General features: G+C 69.1%; 17 protein-coding genes. 12 read left to right on the top strand and 5 right to left on the bottom strand.

All coding sequences use genetic code 11. The annotated features are described in order from the left end of the window. Window positions 1-184 precede the first annotated feature (184 nt). The 6 genes from QPK32_RS18695 to QPK32_RS18670 all read left to right on the top strand — a co-directional run bounded on the left by QPK32_RS18695 (window position 185) and on the right by QPK32_RS18670 (window position 4,634). Window positions 185-793 carry a hypothetical protein gene (locus QPK32_RS18695; RefSeq protein ID WP_290414293.1) on the top strand — a complete coding sequence of 203 codons (609 nt, stop codon included), beginning with the start codon at window positions 185-187 and terminating at the stop codon, window positions 791-793. A gap of 48 nt (window positions 794-841) precedes the next feature. Next, window positions 842-1,471, top strand: a complete 630-nt coding sequence (locus QPK32_RS18690; protein ID WP_290414292.1) for a hypothetical protein — start codon at window positions 842-844, stop codon at window positions 1,469-1,471. Between the two features lie 134 nt (window positions 1,472-1,605). Then, window positions 1,606-1,890 carry a hypothetical protein gene (locus QPK32_RS18685; RefSeq protein ID WP_290414291.1) on the top strand — a complete coding sequence of 95 codons (285 nt, stop codon included), beginning with the start codon at window positions 1,606-1,608 and terminating at the stop codon, window positions 1,888-1,890. A gap of 148 nt (window positions 1,891-2,038) precedes the next feature. After that, complete coding sequence (udk, locus tag QPK32_RS18680) at window positions 2,039-2,680, top strand: uridine kinase (RefSeq protein WP_290414290.1); 642 nt, start codon at window positions 2,039-2,041, stop codon at window positions 2,678-2,680. A gap of 112 nt (window positions 2,681-2,792) precedes the next feature. Next, the gene (locus tag QPK32_RS18675) at window positions 2,793-3,773 is read left to right on the top strand and encodes a hypothetical protein (protein WP_290414289.1); all 981 of its coding nucleotides are present in this window, start codon (window positions 2,793-2,795) and stop codon (window positions 3,771-3,773) included. A gap of 9 nt (window positions 3,774-3,782) precedes the next feature. After that, window positions 3,783-4,634 (top strand): TlpA disulfide reductase family protein, encoded by an 852-nt coding sequence (locus QPK32_RS18670; protein WP_290414288.1) that lies wholly within the window; start codon window positions 3,783-3,785, stop codon window positions 4,632-4,634. On the opposite strand, the gene QPK32_RS18665 is transcribed toward QPK32_RS18670, so the two are convergent. After that, window positions 4,591-5,454, bottom strand: a complete 864-nt coding sequence (locus tag QPK32_RS18665; protein ID WP_290414287.1) for a metallophosphoesterase — start codon at window positions 5,452-5,454, stop codon at window positions 4,591-4,593. The genes QPK32_RS18670 and QPK32_RS18665 overlap by 44 nt on opposite strands. 120 nt (window positions 5,455-5,574) lie before the next feature. Between QPK32_RS18665 and QPK32_RS18660 the strand changes: the two genes are divergently transcribed. After that, window positions 5,575-7,047: a S41 family peptidase gene (locus QPK32_RS18660; RefSeq protein WP_290414286.1), complete on the top strand. Its 1,473-nt coding sequence runs from the start codon at window positions 5,575-5,577 to the stop codon at window positions 7,045-7,047. 48 nt (window positions 7,048-7,095) lie between these two features. Here QPK32_RS18660 and QPK32_RS18655 read toward each other — a convergent pair whose 3' ends face one another. The 4 genes from QPK32_RS18655 to QPK32_RS18640 form a co-directional block, all read right to left on the bottom strand. Beyond that, entirely contained in the window at window positions 7,096-7,719 is a 624-nt protein-coding gene (locus tag QPK32_RS18655; RefSeq protein ID WP_290414285.1) for a response regulator transcription factor, read from the bottom strand. A gap of 80 nt (window positions 7,720-7,799) precedes the next feature. Beyond that, window positions 7,800-8,192: a response regulator transcription factor gene (locus tag QPK32_RS18650; protein ID WP_290414284.1), complete on the bottom strand. Its 393-nt coding sequence runs from the start codon at window positions 8,190-8,192 to the stop codon at window positions 7,800-7,802. After that, window positions 8,189-8,449 (bottom strand): XapX domain-containing protein, encoded by a 261-nt coding sequence (locus QPK32_RS18645; protein WP_290414283.1) that lies wholly within the window; start codon window positions 8,447-8,449, stop codon window positions 8,189-8,191. The genes QPK32_RS18650 and QPK32_RS18645 overlap by 4 nt, the downstream gene beginning before the upstream one ends. 67 nt (window positions 8,450-8,516) lie before the next feature. Further along, window positions 8,517-9,209, bottom strand: coding sequence for a hydrolase (locus QPK32_RS18640; RefSeq protein WP_290414282.1), 693 nt, complete (start codon window positions 9,207-9,209; stop codon window positions 8,517-8,519). Window positions 9,210-9,396: 187 nt separating this feature from the next. Between QPK32_RS18640 and QPK32_RS18635 the strand changes: the two genes are divergently transcribed. The 5 genes from QPK32_RS18635 to QPK32_RS18615 all read left to right on the top strand — a co-directional run bounded on the left by QPK32_RS18635 (window position 9,397) and on the right by QPK32_RS18615 (window position 16,793). Next, entirely contained in the window at window positions 9,397-12,423 is a 3,027-nt protein-coding gene (locus QPK32_RS18635) for a sensor histidine kinase (RefSeq protein WP_290414281.1), read from the top strand. A gap of 179 nt (window positions 12,424-12,602) precedes the next feature. Next, the gene (locus tag QPK32_RS18630; protein WP_290414280.1) at window positions 12,603-13,478 is read left to right on the top strand and encodes an AraC family transcriptional regulator; all 876 of its coding nucleotides are present in this window, start codon (window positions 12,603-12,605) and stop codon (window positions 13,476-13,478) included. Between the two features lie 114 nt (window positions 13,479-13,592). Next, window positions 13,593-13,931 (top strand): CzcE family metal-binding protein, encoded by a 339-nt coding sequence (locus QPK32_RS18625; protein WP_290414279.1) that lies wholly within the window; start codon window positions 13,593-13,595, stop codon window positions 13,929-13,931. 263 nt (window positions 13,932-14,194) lie between these two features. Continuing rightward, window positions 14,195-16,354 (top strand): polyphosphate kinase 1, encoded by a 2,160-nt coding sequence (ppk1, locus tag QPK32_RS18620; RefSeq protein WP_290414278.1) that lies wholly within the window; start codon window positions 14,195-14,197, stop codon window positions 16,352-16,354. Next, window positions 16,320-16,793, top strand: a complete 474-nt coding sequence (locus QPK32_RS18615; RefSeq protein ID WP_290414277.1) for a histidine phosphatase family protein — start codon at window positions 16,320-16,322, stop codon at window positions 16,791-16,793. The genes ppk1 and QPK32_RS18615 overlap by 35 nt, the downstream gene beginning before the upstream one ends. The last annotated feature ends 4 nt before the right edge of the window (window positions 16,794-16,797 follow it).

Raw genomic sequence — 16,797 nt, 5'->3', positions numbered from 1 at the left:
AGTTATGTCTAACTTCTCTGGGTCAGTTCACAGGCAGGGGCCCAATGTCGTTCGCGGCATGCAAACTTGGGTCGGTTCAGACCGTTGCGCTTGGCAAACTTGGGCTTGCCGACGCTCCAGCTCATAGTTACATAAGGACAACATCCCGGTAGGAGCCCGTGTTCGACCCACCTATAATCATGCAATGAAGAAATTTTTCCTCTTGCTTGCTTGCCTCAGTAGTGCGATCCATGCCGCCGAGTGGTCAGATCCCTACCTTGCCCGCGTTCATGACCTGGACAACGCGACACTCGAGAAAATGCATGCGCAGCGTGATCTCGCGGCGACGGTGCAATTGGCACGTAATCTGATGGAAGACGGCCGGTCCCAGCGCGCCTATGAACTGATGGGCGTTGCGGCGGACGCGAAGGTCCCGAGTGCCGAGTATCTCCTCGGCACGTGGCTCTGGTACTGCACCGGGGGCTGCCAGCCGCGTGATCTCGCAGCGAACCGGGCGCGTGCCCTCGGCTTGTTCGAAGCGGCCGTGCAGGCAGGCCATCCCATCGCCCACGCGCGACTGGCGGATGTCTACAAGAGGGATTCGGCGTACGCGAGAAAAGACGCGGCAAGAGCGTATGCGCTCGACCTCGTGGCTGCCCAGCATGGCTTGGCCTCGGCCCAGGCCGACGTGGCGATCATGTTGTGCGCCGGTGACGGCGTCGACAAAGACCTCGACGCCGGCCGCAAGTGGGCCGACCTGTCGCAGGAAAACCAGGAAGCCAAACTCCCGTACGAGGAATTTGGCTGCGATTGACCGACCCGGCGTATTGCCATCCGCGTCAGGCTGCCACCACCACGTATCATGTTCACCTTCCTGAAAAAGCTGCTGGAAAAGGATATCCGTCGACCCGACGTCCATGTCGAAGCGGACGAGAGCCTGTCGGACACGCAGATCCTCCAGGAGCACTTTTCCGTATCCAGAAAATCAAGACGAGCCTTGAAGCAATTCGTCCTATTGATATCCCAACATCTAGGGGCCGATGAAAGCCAGCGTCTTGCCAGCCGAGTCATGTCATGCCTTCAACCCGGCGAGATGGCTGGCGACGCCTTGCTCAACGGTTTGGTCGGGGAACGCGGACAACAACTCGGCAAATGGCTACTGATCCATCTTGACTATCGCGCGAGCGAAGAAATCGAATGGCGGGCAAACGAAGCTTTGCGTTCTCATTGCCAGCCTGCCCCGTGGCACTCAAGCGGAACCGAAGAAGCAACTGCCGCCGACATTCTGCTGTCGTTTTCCATCTGGGTCAGGCAGCACGGCATGGAACTCCTGCACATCAGAACGGGTGGCAGCGATTGGTCCCCTTTGTTGGCAAAGCATGCCGACTTGCCACGCATCTTGGCGCTGGCGGAGGAAGCGGGCCTGACGATACAGCGCGAGGACGAATTCTTGCGTGACAACTTTGCAGACGCCGGCGCCGATCGGCCTTGACCGGATGGCCTGTCGCCGCCCCCTTGCTTGTTCCGATACGTGAGCGCCACTCTTTTTATTGGCTCCCGACGCATCGTGCTACAAGATCTTTTTAGAAAGAATTACCTGGTGCGTCAGGTATCTGCGAGAACCACATGAGCGAAAAACGTCTGAAACGTATTGGTGTAATGAGTGCCACACTGCACGGCCTCTTGGTTGCTTTCTTTCTCTCTTATCCCACCGTCGCGCTGATGCGCTTTTTCAAAAGCTTCGATCCGGAACGTCACGGCTACCCGGACCGCACCGAATGGTGGATGTACTTGATTGTGATGCCGCTGTTGTTTGCGCTCTCCGGCGCCGTCGCGACGGCCCTGTCCTGCCTTGCCTATAATCTGTCGGCCCGGCTGCTTGGCGGCGTTCTTTACGAGGATCAAACATAAAACGCGCGTGCGCAGTTGCCACTGCGTGCATCAGCCGTTTTTATTGACCGGCTGCGACGAGCTCCGGTAACGCAACAGCGCCGTCGATCGCCTGGCGTCGGTTCAAGCAGCCCTGTCGGATCCCCCGCCACTCCGGTATCATGCGGGGATGAATGAGATTCCCACCCCTCCGTTTGTCATCGGTGTCGCCGGCGGAAGCGGCAGCGGCAAGTCGACGGTGACCCAGCAGGTCCTGGCGTCGTTCGGCGCCGAGATGGTCTCGGTCGTGATGCAGGACGATTACTACCGCGACCAGTCCGACCTGTCCCCCGAAGTGCGCCGCAAGCAGAACTACGACCATCCGCAGGCCTTCGACTGGCCCTTGCTGGTGCAGCACGTGCGCGCCCTGCGCAACGGCGAAACGATCGCCATGCCCGAGTACGACTTCACGATCGACAACCGCTCCGACAAGACGATTCCCGTCAAGCCGGCCCCCGTCATCGTCATCGAGGGCCTGTTCGCCCTGTACGACGCGGACTTGCGCAGCATGATGTCGCTGAAGATCTTCGTCGACACCGCGCCCGACGTGCGCTTCATCCGCCGCATGCAGCGCGACATCGCCGAGCGCGGCCGCACGATGGAGAGCATCGTCGCCCAGTACATGGAAACGGTACGCCCGATGCACAAGCAGTTCATCGAACCGACCAAGCGCCATGCCGACGTCATCCTGCCGCACGGCGCCAACGGCCCGGCGGTCGACGTCATCACCACCAAGGTGGCGAGCGTCATCGGGCAGTTGAAGCGCCCCTGATCCAGCTGCGCGCAAGCCGTCGCCACAGGGGCGGCGCCCCGTATTGACGCCTCGATCCTGTAAAATTTGATAACTGGGAATTCGCAATCCCGTTTTCGATGTCGAGGAACAGATGGACGACCTGAAGGAACCCGTGGCCCGGGCGGCGCAACCCGGCGCCCGGCCGCGCCGCTCGCGCCTGCGGGTGCTGCTCTACGTGCTCGCGGGGGCCGTCCTGCTGGCGCTGGTCGTCGTCGGCACGGCTGCCTACCGCGGCACGCCGCGCGTCGCCATCGACGAGGCGACGGTGATCGACAGCGTCATGGCCGCGACCTACGGCAGCTATTCGACGGAGAAGAAGGGCTGGCTGTACACGGGCGACGACAACGTCACCTACCTGATGCGCGTAGTGCAGCAGGAGAAGATCACGGACGGCGCCGACGGCGACGAGCTGTACTTCGTCGCCAGCGGTGCGGCCGTGGACGGCAGCGAGCACGCCGTCTACGGCGCCTTCCACCTCCACCCCGCCCGCCCCTGGGACGGCAACCTGGCGCAGGCGAGCCTGCAGGTCAAGTACGAATCGACGCTGGCCGTGCGGCCGGAACAGGTGCGTTTCCTGGCGCTGGGCGCCAACCTGCGCGGCTGGATCGTGCGGGCGCAGAGCGGCACCGACCCCGCGCAGGCGCCCGTGACGACCACCAATACCGTGCTCGCGCCGCACGGCGGCGAGATCGCCGTGCTGGGCGAGTTCCTGGCCGCGCGCACGGCGCGCCCCGCCGTGTCGTGCGAGGCGGCGAAGGCCGCGTGGGAGACCTGGAACCGGGACACGACGCCGGATGCCGACAATGCGGCGGACAATGCCGCGGCAAATGACGCGGCAAACCACGCGGCCCCGGACGACACGGAAGAGGAGGAGGAAGAGGAACCGTTGCGCTGCGAGCAGCGCAGCTGGTCCTACCGCCTCGCCGCCAGCGACGGCATGCTGCCGGCGCCGATCACCGTGACCGCGGGCGGCACGCTGGACGGCCGGCCCGTCGAGGCGCATACCTGGGCACTGACGTTCGACCCGAAGCGCTTCGGCTACGCGATCCCGCGCGAACTGCGCGACGAATAGGAGGGCACGATGACGATCGGACCGTTTTCCTTTGCTCCCGGCGTGCTGACGGCCCTGCTCGCGCTGTTCGCCGCGCTGGGCGTCGGCAATGCCGTGGCCAGGCGCGGCGGCGTGCGCGTCGAGGGCCTGCTGTGGATGTGCGCCGCCGCAGCCCTGGTCGCGGGCCGCGCCAGCTTCGTCGCGCGCTGGTGGTCCGGCTACGGGGCGGATCCCCTGCGCGTGCTGGACCTGCGCGACGGCGGTTTCGACGCGAGCGTCGCCGCAGTCGCCGCCGTGCTGTGCGGCGCGGCGCTGGCGTGGCGGCGGCGCCCTGCCCGCCGCGCCGTCGCGGCCGGCCTCGCGGCCGCCCTCGTCGCCTGGGGCGCCAGCCACTTGTGGTGGACGGCACGCGAACCGGCCGGCGCGCTGCCGGCGCTGACGCTGGAAGGACCGGACGGCAAGCGCGTCGACCTGCGCACGCTGGCGGGCCAGCCCGTCGTGCTCAACCTGTGGGCCACCTGGTGTCCGCCCTGCCGGCGCGAAATGCCCTTGCTGGCCCGCGCCCAGCGCGCGCACGCGGGCGTGCGCTTCGTGTTCGTGAACCAGGGCGAGGATGCCGCGGCCGTCGCCACCTACCTGCGCGAGGCCGGCGTGCAGCTCGACCGCCTGCTGCTGGACCGCAGCGGCGCGCTGGGCCGGGCAACCGGGTCGCCGGGCCTGCCGACCACGCTGTTCTTCGACGCCAGGGGACGCCTGGTCGGCCGCCGCATCGGCGAGCTCTCGGAGGCGACGCTGGCGTCGCACCTGCAGGCCGCCGGCGCGCCGGCAGCGCGCCGTCCTATCGCGAGCGGTCCTGCGGCAAGCGGTCCTGCAGCGCGATGACCAGGTCCGGCCGGAACGCTTCCTGCTCGCCCTTGCCCGCATAGCCGAGCGGATTCGCGATGACGTGGCAGGTGCGCCGGCGGCCGTCCGTCTCCGTCTCGACGAGGTAGTCGTTGGCGCAGTGCAGGTGGCCGTGCATCCACACGTCGGCGAGCGCGAACATGTCGTCCATGGCATTGCAGAAGCCCGCCGTGCCAGGCGTCAGCCCATAGCGGGGATCGGCGCTTTGCAAGCTGGGCGCGTAGTGGGTGACGGCGACGGTGGTGCCGTCGAACGGCGCCGACATTGCGGCGCGCAGCCAGGCCTGGCAATCGAGCGACATCTCGCGCTGCTGCTCGGCCAGCACCGGCTGCCCATCCTTGAGCGTCGTGTTCCTGGCGAGATAGTAGTTCGCGGCGCGAAAGGCCTTCTCGCGCGCCTTGAGGCGCTTGCCGGCGTCCGGCTCGCGGCTCGCCAGTGCGTCGAAGTCGGCCCACAGCGTGGTGCCGACGAAGCGCACGCCTTCGATCGTCACCGTCTCGCGGTCGAGCCATTCGATGCCCAGCCGTTCGCAGCTTGCGCGCAGGCGCGCATACGCCGTGTCGTACTCCAGCGAATCGAATTCGTGGTTGCCCGGGATGTACAGCACGCGCGCCTTCGGCGCATCGGCACGACGCGGCGAAAAACGCGCCAGGCCGAAGTCCTCGTCCGTGAGGCGCGAATTGGACTGGTAGGACCCGATGTCGCCGGCCAGCACGACGACGTCCGTGTCGGGTGCGATGAAGGGGACGAAACCGGAATTGCGTTCGAGGTGGAGGTCGGAAAAAAGCTGGATGCGCATGCGGCCAGTATAGCGCCTTCGCGCCGGCTTCGCGGACGGCGCCGCGGGCGTGACAATGCGCGCATTTTCTTGCGTCACGGTTTGTTACGCTTCAGGCATCCCAACCCTGCCCGCCCATCCATGCCCTCCTCGTCCCGCCTGCGCGGCGCCACGCTCGCGCTCTCGCTGCTGTGCGCCGCCGCCGGCGCCGCCTCCCCGGAAACCGACTGGACCGCGGCCGCGCGCCAGGACATCCGCTTCGCCATCGACACGGTCGCGGCCCGCCATGCCGGCATCGTCGGCGGCCTGCCCAGCGTCTCCGCGCCGCTGGCCGCAGGGAGCGCGCTTGCGCTGGCCCAGGTGGACGAGGTGCATACGGAACAGGACTACCTGCGGCTGATGCGGCGCTTCATCGCCGGCTTCGGCGATCCCCATACCGGCATCGACCTGCGCCAGAAGACGCGCGGCTGGACCGGCCTCGTGCTCGACCTGGTCGACGGCCGCTACCGCGTGGTGTGGACGGAGCCGGGCTGGCCGAATCCGCTGCCGCCCGCCGGCGCCATCGCGCAGAGCTGCGACGGCGCCTGGATCGGCACCTGGCTCAAGGAAGAGGCCGCGCCGTTCAACAGCGCCAGCATCGAATACGCGGGCACGTTCTCGACCCTGGCCCAGCAGGTGATGTTCGATGCGGGCCTGGGGTGGACGCCCAAGGCCTGCGTGTTCGACCTGCCCGACGGCGGCCGCCGGCGCTATGCCCTGCCGCTGCAGGTGGCGGGCGATGCCGCCGCCGTCGCGCGCTTCGACGCGCGGCGCCGCGCCAGCGCCGCGCGTGCGAAGCCGGTCGGCATGACGGCGCTGGGCAAGGGCCGCTACTGGGTCGGCATGCCCGACTTTAACGGCGCCGCGTCGGGAACCGCCTACGAAGCGCTGTACAAGCAGCTCGCCACCGTCAAGGATGCCGACTGGATCGTGTTCGACCTGCGCGGCAACGGCGGCGGCGATTCGAGCTGGGGCCGGCGGGCGCTGGGCGTGCTGTACGGACAAGCGTACAGCCTGCAACTGGCGGAAGCGGGAGGGATGCGGAAATACCTGATCGCCGACGGGGCCACCGTCGCCCTGCTCCAGCACTACGCGGCAAAGCCGGAATTCGCCGCCTCGAAGGACGAATTCGCGGCCGACCTGGCGAAGGTGCGCGAGGCCATGCGCGCAGGCCGCAGGATGGCCCAGGTCAGCGGTGCGCCTCCCGCGTCGGATGCGCCGCCAGCGCCCTTCGTCGTCAAGCGTCCGCGCGGTCCGCGCCTGGCCGCCGTCATCGACCGCAACTGCTTCAGCTCGTGCATGAACTTCGTCCAGCAACTGCAGGCGACGGGCGACGCCGTGCTGCTGGGCGAGGCGACGATCGGCTACTCGCCGCTGGGCGAGATCGCGCGCACCGACCTGCCCAGCGGGCGCGGCGCGCTGTACATTCCGTCGGCCCTGTACGTGACGGCACAGGCGACGCGCGAGCCCTTCATGCCGGACTACCCGTATGCGGGCCGCATGGGCGACGACGACGCGCTGGCCGCGTGGGTCGGCCGCACGCTGGACGGCGTGCGGTCGGCCCCCCGGCAGTAAGGCCGCCGGCCGCGCGCCTGCGGCATTCAAGCCGTGGGCGCCGGGTGCTCAGCGCCGGCGCGTGATCTCGATGCCGAGCCGCTCGGCCATGCGCACCAGCTCGGCCAGCGTGCGGGTCTGCATCTTCTGCATCAGGTTACGCTTGTGCACCTTGGCCATGATCTCGCTGATGCCCATCTCGTCGGCGATCTGCTTGTTGAGCAGGCCGCCGATGGCCAGCGCGAACACCTCCCGTTCGCGCGGGGTCAGCTGGGCGTGCAGCTCGGCCAGCCGGTCCGTTTCGCGGCGCTCGGCGATGCGCGCGCAGTCGGCCGCCAGCGCTTCGCCCACGGCCGCCAGCAGCGCGTCCGGATCGACCGGCTTGGTCAGGAATTCGTTGGCGCCCGCCTTCATCGCGGCGACGGACAGCGGGATCGAGCCATGCCCCGTCAGGAAGATGACGGGCAAGGCCAGGCGGCGCCGCGCCATGTGCTGGAGCACGGTCATGCCGTCGAACTGGGGCATCTGCATGTCCAGGATCACGCACGAGGGAATGGCGGGCGCCGGGGTCTCGAGGAAGTCCGCGGCGGAGGCGAACGCGGCGACGCGGTATCCTTCCGCCTCGAGCAGATCCGAGACGGCGCTGCGGATGGTCGGATCGTCGTCGAGCACCATGACGAGGCGCTCGCTCATCCCTGTCTCCAGTTCATTCATGGGGGCAAGAATAGCGGAAAATGCTGGGTCGCGCCAAATCGGATAGCTGGAATGTGCGTTCATCGGGGCGTCCTCGCGGGCGGTATCGCGTCGATCAGCGCCAGCAGGCAGTCGGTGTCGACCGGCTTGCGCATCAGGGCCAGGGCGCCGGCGCGGCCGGCGCGTTCGTCCAGGCGCGGGTCCTCGTCGCCCGTGATGAAGATGAGCGGCAGGTTGGGCGCGCCGGCGCGCAGGCGTTCGGCCAGCGTGAAGCCATCGGCGTCGCCCAGGTGGATGTCGAGCACCGCGCAGTGGGCCAGGTGCGCCTGCGCCGTCGCCAGCAGCGCGGCGCCGTCGCCGAAGCCCTCGGCGGCATAACCGGCCGCCGTCAGGAGGTTAAGCATGGCTTCGCGCACGGCGTCGTCGTCGACGACGACGAGGACGCGGTATGGCGCGTCGGGCGCGCAGCTCATGCCGCGGGGTCTTGCGGCGCCTGGCGCGGGGGCTCGACCCCGCTGATGCGGCTGACGCACTCGGCGCGGAACCAGGAGACGGTGACCGGCTCGCCGGAGATCAGGCGCTTGGCGATCGGCACCGCCTGTTCGCCGACCAGCATGCCGAACAGGCCGATCAGCGCGATGGCCGGCGGGGCCGGCGAGCGCACCTGCAGCAAGGCGTAGATGCAGCCGACCAGGAGGCCGACCGCGAGGGAAACCAGGTAGAACTTCATGGGGCGCTCCGTGCGAAAAGTGGCGCCGGGCCGGCGCACGCGGCGCGGCCCGGCGAGGATGGCTTGCTCAGCGCACCGGTGCGGCGACAGGGGCCAGCGTCTCGTGGCCCGGCTTGGCGCGCTCCGGCGCCTTGTGCACCATCGTGTACGCGTAGTCGATGCCCATGCCGTAGGCGCCCGAATGCTCCTTGACGATGGCGCCGACGGCGTCATAGGTCTCGCGGCGGGCCCAGTCGCGCTGCCACTCGAGCAGCACCTGCTGCCAGGTCACGGGCACGGCGCCGGCCTGCACCATGCGCTGCATCGCCCAGTCGTGCGCTTCCTTCGAGGTGCCGCCCGAGGCGTCGGCGACCATGTAGATCTCGTAGTCGCCTTCCAGCATGGCGCACAGCGCGAAGGTGGTGTTGCAGACCTCGGTCCAGAGGCCGGCCACGACGACCTTCTTGCGGCCGTTGGCGGCCAGCGCGTCGCGCACCTTCTGGTCGTCCCAGGAGTTCATCGAGGTGCGTTCGAGGATGGGCTTGCCCGGGAACACGTCCAGGATTTCCGGGAAGGTGTGGCCGGAGAAGCTTTCGGTCTCGACGGTGGTGATGGTGGTCGGGATGTTGAAGACGGACGCCGCCTTGGCCAGGCCCACCACGTTGTTCTTCAGCGTCTGGCGGTCGATCGACTGCACGGCGAACGCCATCTGCGGCTGGTGGTCGATGATGATCAGCTGGCTGTTCTGCGGCGTCAGCACTTCGAGTTTCGGATTGTTCATTGGTGTGTCCTCGTCAGGGTTATCGGACGGCGCTGGCGCGGCACCGTAGTCTTGGAGCCGGATATCACCGGCAGGCCATGGTAGTTCGACCATGCGGGCGTCACCAGTATCCGTTCGTATACAGATGCAGTCGGGATGCAGGCGGCGGGCCGGCGCAAGGCAACGGCGTTCCATTACAATGCCGGCCATGCTGCCATCCAATTTCTTCCGCGCATTCCTGTTCGCGACGCTGTGCGGCGCCGCCGCCGCTGCCCGCGCGCTGGACCCGCGTATCCCGCTCGACCACCTGCACCACGACATGTGGACCAGCAAGGACGGCATGCCCGGCGACGTCTGGGACATGGCACAGGGGGCAGGCGGGACCATGTGGTTCGCCGCCACGTCCGGCCTGTACCGCTTCGACGGCGTGCGCTTCGAGCACGTGCGCAGCCTCGGCGGCACGGCGCTGCAGTCGAACGTGCTGTCGGCCCTGCGCGCCCATGCCGACGGCGCGCTGTGGATCGGCTACCGCTTCGGCGGCGCCGATGTCTGGCACGGCGGCGTGCTGCGCCATTACGGCACGGCCGACGGCCTGCCGGCGGGCGGCGTGCGCGGGTTCGAACGCGACCGCGCGGGGCGCGACTGGGTGCTGACCACGAAGGGGTTGCTGCGCCTGGACGGTGGCCGCTGGGTACGTGCCGAGGATGGCTTGCCGGGTCCTGCGCAAGACCTGTGGCGCGCGCCCGACGGCGCCCTGCTGGCGGCCGGGGACGGCGCCGTCTTCCGCCTGGACGACGCGACCCAGCGCTTCGTCGCTACCGGCATCGCGGCAACCGGCTACGGCCTGCTGCTGTCTCCGGACGGGCAGTTGTGGAACGATGCCAACGACCGCATCCGGCGGGTGCCGGCGGCGCTCGCCGCGTATCCGGCCGGGCGGCCCCATGCGGGCCTGCCCACCGCGTTCTCCCACATCTTCGACCGCGACGGCAACCTGTGGGCGGCCCTGGCCGGCGGCGTGGCACGCACCACCCCGGCCGGGCTCGCGGACAAGGAGACCGTCATGGTCGCGGACGGCGAACGCCTGGCCCGGCCGGACAGCCTCAGCAGCACAACCGTCAAGACCATCCTCGAAGACGGCGAAGGCAATATCTGGCTCGGCACGCGCCGCGGCGTCGACCGCTTGCGCCACAACCGCCTCATGCCGCTCCCCCTGGCGCCCGACAGCGGCTACATCACGCTCGCGCACGACGGTGCCGGCACGCTGTGGGCCACGGCCAAGGTCGGGCCCCTGTGGCAATTCTGGCGCCTCGATGCCGGCGGTCCAGTGCTGCAGCCCGACCAGCGTGTCACCGCGCTGGCGACCGGCAACGATGGCAGCCTGCTGGTCGGCACCGGCACCCACATCGAGCGCCGTGCAAACGGCAAGACCGAACGCATTCCCTTCCCCGCCAACCTGCAACACCGCGGCGACCGCTACGAGGGCGCGCGCCTGATGGTCGACGACGGCGCGGCACTGTGGGCAAGCTTCGTCAACGACAGGCTGTATCGCTATGCGGATGGCGCCTGGCGCCCGGCCACCGACTTCGGCCTGCCGGAGCGCCCGCCGAACGGCGTGGGCCGAGCCCGCGACGGCACGCTGTGGATCGGCTACGACAGCGACATCCACGCGCTGCGCGACGGCAAGCTACGGCGCTACGGCCGCCCGGACGGGCTCGACATCGGACTGGTCGCCACGCTGGCCGACGTCGGCGGTACGCTGGTGGCTGGCGGCGACCGGGGTCTGGCGCTACTGTCCGGCACACGCTTTCGCCAGGTCGAGGCTGCCGATCCAGGCGCCTTCGCGGGAGTGACCGGCATCGTGCAGACGCCCGACGGCGACCTCTGGCTCAACGGCAGCCGCGGCCTGGTGCACGTGCGCGGCGCCGACTGGAGCGCCCTGCTGGCCGCCCCGGCGCGCACCCGGCTGCCGTGCGAAGTGTTCGACACGCTGGATGGCTACCCCGGCATCGCCCATTTCCGTACCGCCCAGCCCAGCCTGCTGCAGGACCGTCAGGGCCGGCTGCTGCTGGCGGCCACGGACGGCGCCGCGTGGCTCGATCCGCGCCGCCTGTACCGCAATCTGGTGGCGCCGCCGCTGCGCATCGGCGCCGTGGGCGCGCACGGGCAAGCGTTCGCGCCGCGCGACGGCATGCTGCTGCCCGCCGGCACGCGCGCGCTGCAGATCGATTACGACGCCGCCAGTTTCACGATGCCCGAACGGGTGCGCTTCCGCTACCGCCTGGAAGGCGTCGACGCCGACTGGCAGGACGCGGGCACGCGCCGCAGCGCCTACTACAGCCGGCTGGCGCCGGGCGACTACCGCTTCCGCGTGCAGGCGGTGAACGAAGACGGCGTGTGGAGCGAACGCGGCGCCGCGCTGTCCTTCGGCATTGCCCCGACCTTCGTGCAAAGCACGGCCTTCAAGGTGCTATGCGCGGCCGCCGCGGCGTTCGCCGCGTGGCTGCTCTACCGGCTGCGCCTGCGCGCCGCCACGCGCCAGCTACGCCGCCTGCTGCGCGAACGCGCGGGCGAGCGCGAACGCATCGCGCGCACGCTGCACGACACGCTGATGCAGTCGGTGCAGGCCCTGCTGATGCTGTTCGAGACGGCGCGCGACCGCCTGCCGGCCGACAACCCTTCCCGGCCCCTGCTCGATCGCACGCTGGAACAGGCGCGGCGCACGCTCGCCGAGGGCCGCGACGAGCTGTATGCGCTGCGCGGCGCGGGCGCGCCGGGGCAGGACCTGGCCGCGGCGCTGGCGCCGCTCGGGCACATGCTGGGGGAACAGTACGGCGTCGGCTTCGACATCGCCGTCGACGGCGCACAGCGCGCCTTGCGTCCCGAGGTGGCGCAGGAGGCCTGCTTCATCGCGCGCGAGGCGCTGCAGAACGCGTTCCGCCATACCCATGCCGCGCACGTGACCCTGCGGCTGCGCTACGACGACACGGAGTTCGCGCTGGAAGTGCGCGACGACGGCCGCGGCCTGGCGCCGGGCCCGGTGCGCCCCGGGCACTGGGGCCTGGCCGGCATGCGCGAACGCGCCGCCGCCATCGGGGCAGGCATCGCGATCGGCGCCGCCGGCCCGCCCGGCAGCGGGACACTGGTCGCGCTGCGCCTGGACGCGCGCCTGGCGTATGCCGCGCCGCCACGGCGTCGGCGCCCGCCCGGCTTTTCCCTGTTCCGCGGCGCCCGCTGAACGCGGCGCAGCGGCGCACCAGGCTGACAGGAGCGCTTGTCAAAGATGGGGGGTGCGTGGCGCGCGCGCGTCCATTACAATGGGTGTATGCACAGCGCTTTTCCCGCTTCGACGCCGCGCCCGATGGCGCCGCCGGCCGTCCACCCGGCAGCCGGTTTCTCCCGACACGTCCCGACGCCATGATGACCCTCGACGACCTCACCCGCCTCGCCCTGCGCCATGCCGGCACCGGTCCGGATTGCGTCGTTCCCGGCCTGCGCGTGCGCACCCTCACCGCGCCCAGCGAACCGGTCAGCGGCATCGAGGAACCCGCCTTCGCCCTGATCCTGCAGGGACGCAAGCGCACCACCGTGGGCGGCCACACCTTCGACTACGGCCCGGGAGACTGCCTGATCGTCTCGCTGGCCATGCCCGCGGTGGGCCAGGTGATCCAGGCCAGCGCGGAAGAACCCTATGTCGGCATCGCGCTGACGCTGCGCCCGGCCGACATCGGCGGCCTGCTGCTGGAAGCCGGGGCGGGCGTCGCCGACGGCGACGCCGCCGCGATGGCCGTGCACGCGGCCTCGCCGCAGCTGCTCGACGCGCTCGGACGCCTCGTGAGCCTGCTGGACCAGCCCGACGACGTGCGCATCCTGCGCCCGCTGCTGGAACGCGAGATCCTGTGGCGCCTCCTGTGCGGCCCGCACGGTCCGCTGCTGCGCGAAGTGGGCATGGTCGACAGTCGCTCCTCGCGCATCGGCCGCGCCATCCGCTGGCTGCAGCAGCACTACGCGGAGCCGGTCTCGACGCAGCAACTGGAAACGGTGAGCGGCATGAGCGCCTCGACGCTGTTCCGCCACTTCAAGGAAATCACGTCGCTGAGCCCCCTGCAGTACCAGAAGCAGATCCGCCTGCACGAGGCGCGCGCGCGCCTGGCGGCCAGCAGCCGCGACGTGGCGGCCGTGGCCTACCAGGTCGGCTACGAAAGCCCCTCGCAGTTCACGCGCGAGTACACGCGCATGTTCGGGCGCCCGCCACGCGAAGACCTGCGGCGCGGACGCGAGCAGGCGGCGTAAACACGGAGCCGCCCGGCGCGCCATGGATGACAGCATTGTCATCCGGCCGTCACGGACCCGACAGCGTCGCCCCCCTAGACTGTCCTTCATCGCAACCCACTGAAGGAGAAAGTCATGAAAGCCACCGCTACCCTTGCCGCTGTCCTCGTCCTGTCCTGCGCATCGGCCGCCCAGGCCATGCCCACCGTGCGCGTCGGTGCCGCCGCCTACGGCATGCCCGCCCCCGCCGATGCGGCCAGCCGCACCATCGTGCTGGACGACCATGCCCGCTACGCGAACGTGAACGACGGCGAGACCGTGCGCTTCGTCCACGGCGACCATAGCTTCGCCTGGACCTTCAACACCGTGCAGCGCGACGGCGTGGCGCCCCTGGACAAGATCGCGCCGCAGGACTTCGGCGTGGACGGGGCCAAGGTCTACATCGCGCCGAATCCGCTGTATAACAATAGCTGAGCGGGGCACTGCACGGCGGACGGGCGGGCCCCGGACGAGGGTCCCGCCGTCCTGGCCATACCAGCCGTCCGCCCCTGCCCGCGGCGTGCGCCGGACCGGCGCAACCCCGTCGGCTGCATTCGATTCCACCCACCACACCCCGTTGTCATGGCCCTCCGCGCGCGCGCGTCGCGTCCGGATGCAATAACTCGGCCGTTCTCTGTCACAATCCTGTCATCTGCGGCTTCTACACTCTGTTGCCACTAGTGAAATATTCCCGAAAAATGGATGTGAAGTTGAAAACGGACGAGGCCAGCGCCTCGCTGCCGGCGGACGCGCCTGCGCCTTTCCTGAACCGCGAACTGTCGCTGCTCGAGTTCAACCGGCGCGTGCTGGAAAACGCCGAAGACCCGCGCCTGCCGCTGCTCGAGCGCCTGCGCTTTTTGACCATCGTCAGCAGCAACCTGGACGAATTCTTCGAAGTGCGCGTGGCCAGCCTGCTGGCCCAGCACCAAGACCAGGGCGGTCCGGAGCCGGGCCGTGCGGACCTGGACGGCGCCGCCGAGGAATGCCGCCAGATCATCGCGCGCCAGTACGCGCTGCTGAACGACGAGATCCTGCCGCAGCTGTCCTTGAACGGCATCCACCTGCTGCGCCGCTCCGACCGCAACGCGGCCCAGAAGGCCTGGGTCAAGCAGTACTTCGACAAGGAAGTGCGCCCGCTGCTCACGCCCGTCGGACTCGACCCGGCACACCCGTTCCCGCGCGTGATCAACAAGAGCCTGAACTTCATCGTCGAACTGTCCGGCAAGGATGCGTTCGGGCGCGGCACCGGCATCGCCATCATGAAGGCGCCGCGCGTGCTGCCGCGCGTGATCCGCCTGCCGGACGAACTGTCGGACAAGCCGGGCGCCTCCTACTGCCTGCTGTCGTCTGTCATCCAGGCCCATATGGCGGACCTGTTCACGGGCCGCGAGGTGGTGTCGTACTCGCAGTTCCGCGTCACGCGCAACAGCGACCTGTGGGTCGACGAGGAAGAGGTCAAGAACCTGCGCCAGGCGCTGCAGAGCGAACTGCACAGCCGCAACTACGGTTTCGCCGTGCGCCTGGAAGTGGCGCGCGGCTGTCCCAAGCACCTGGCCGACTTCCTGCTCGACCAGTTCTCGATCGACCGCTCGCGCCTGTTCACGGTGGACGGCCCCGTGAACATGGGCCGGCTGCTCGAGATCGCCAACACCAACACGCGCGCGGACCTGAAGTTCCCGCCCTACGTGCCGGGCTTCCCCGCCAAGCTGGCCCAGCACCACGACATCTTCAACGTGCTGGGCAAGCAGGACGTGCTGCTGCACCACCCGTTCCAGTCCTTCCAGCCCGTGATCGACTTCGTGCGCTGCGCCGCCGCCGACCCGAACGTGGTCGCGATCAAGCAGACGATCTACCGCGCCGGCTCGAATTCCGAGCTGATGGAGGCGCTGATCGGCGCCGCCCAGCGCGGCAAGGAAGTCACCGTCATCGTCGAGCTGATGGCGCGTTTCGACGAGGAAGCCAATATCAACTGGGCCCAGCGCCTGGAGGAAGCGGGCGCCCAGGTCGTGTATGGCGTCGTCGGCCTCAAGACGCACGCCAAGATGGCCCTGGTGCTGCGCCGCGAGCCGTCCGGCCTGCGCCGCTACGCCCACCTGGGCACCGGCAACTACAACACGACGACGGCCAAGTTCTATACGGACTTCGGCCTCCTGACCGCGGACGAGGAAATCACGGCCGACGTCAACGAGGTCTTCATCCACCTGACCAGCCTGACGCGTCCGACCCAGCTCTCGGCGGTGTGGCTGGCGCCGTTCTCGCTGCAGAAGGAGATCGTCAAGGCGATCCGCCAGGAGGCGGCGCTGGCGCGCGAGGGCAAGCCGGCGCGCATCATCGCCAAGATGAATTCGCTGACCGACGATTCCGTCATCCGCGCGCTGTACGACGCCTCGAACGACGGCGTGCGCATCGACCTGATCGTGCGCGGCGCGTGCGCGCTGCGGCCCGGCGTGCCCGGCCTGTCGGAGAACATCAAGGTGCGCTCGATCGTCGGCCGCTTCCTCGAGCACACGCGCATCTACTACTTCCGCAACGCCCTCAAGCACGACGTCTGGCTGAGCAGCGCCGACTGGATGAACCGCAACCTGTTCCGCCGCGTCGAGATCGCGTTCCCCATCCGTTCGCCGGCGCTGAAGAAGCGCGTCATCCGCGAAGGCCTGCAGGTCTACCTGAAGGACAACGTGAACGCCTGGGAACTGGGCAACGAGGGCCGCTACCGCCGCCGCAAGCCGCGCGGCAGCCAGAAACCGTTCAGCGCCCAGCAGGCGCTGATGGACATGCTCGGCGCCGGCGCCGAGACGCATGCCAATCACAAGGAGAACGAGCTTGGAACTGATCCTGTGGCGTCACGCCGAGGCTGAACCGCACGTCGCCACCCACGAGGGCGACCAGCGCCGCGCGCTGACCTCGAAGGGCGCGCGCCACGCCTCGCGCGTGGGCGCCTGGCTCGACCGCCAGCTGCCGGCGCAGTGCCGCATCCTCGTCAGCCCCGCCCTGCGCTGCGTGCAGACGGCCGAGGCGCTGGGCCGCAAGTTCACCACCGTCGACGCGCTGAACACTGATTCGACGCCGGACCGGATCCTGGACGCGGCCGGCTGGCCTGGCCAGCGCCTGCCGGTGGTCATCGTCGGCCACCAGCCGCTGCTGGGCCAGGTGGCCGCGCAGGTCTTCTCCGGCAGCCCGCACGAGTGGAAGATCCGCAAGGCCAGCGTGCTGTGGATCGCGCGCAAGAGCGACGACGATCCCGCCCCCTTCATCCGCCTGGCCGTGGGGCCGGACATGGTCGGCAAGCTGCGCTGACCGC

The organism is Massilia sp. YIM B02763 (genome assembly GCF_030412015.1).
In the GTDB taxonomy this organism is placed as follows: domain Bacteria; phylum Pseudomonadota; class Gammaproteobacteria; order Burkholderiales; family Burkholderiaceae_D; genus Telluria.
Note: the sequence above shows the minus strand (reverse complement) of the source record. Positions and strands in the feature narration are given on the sequence as shown.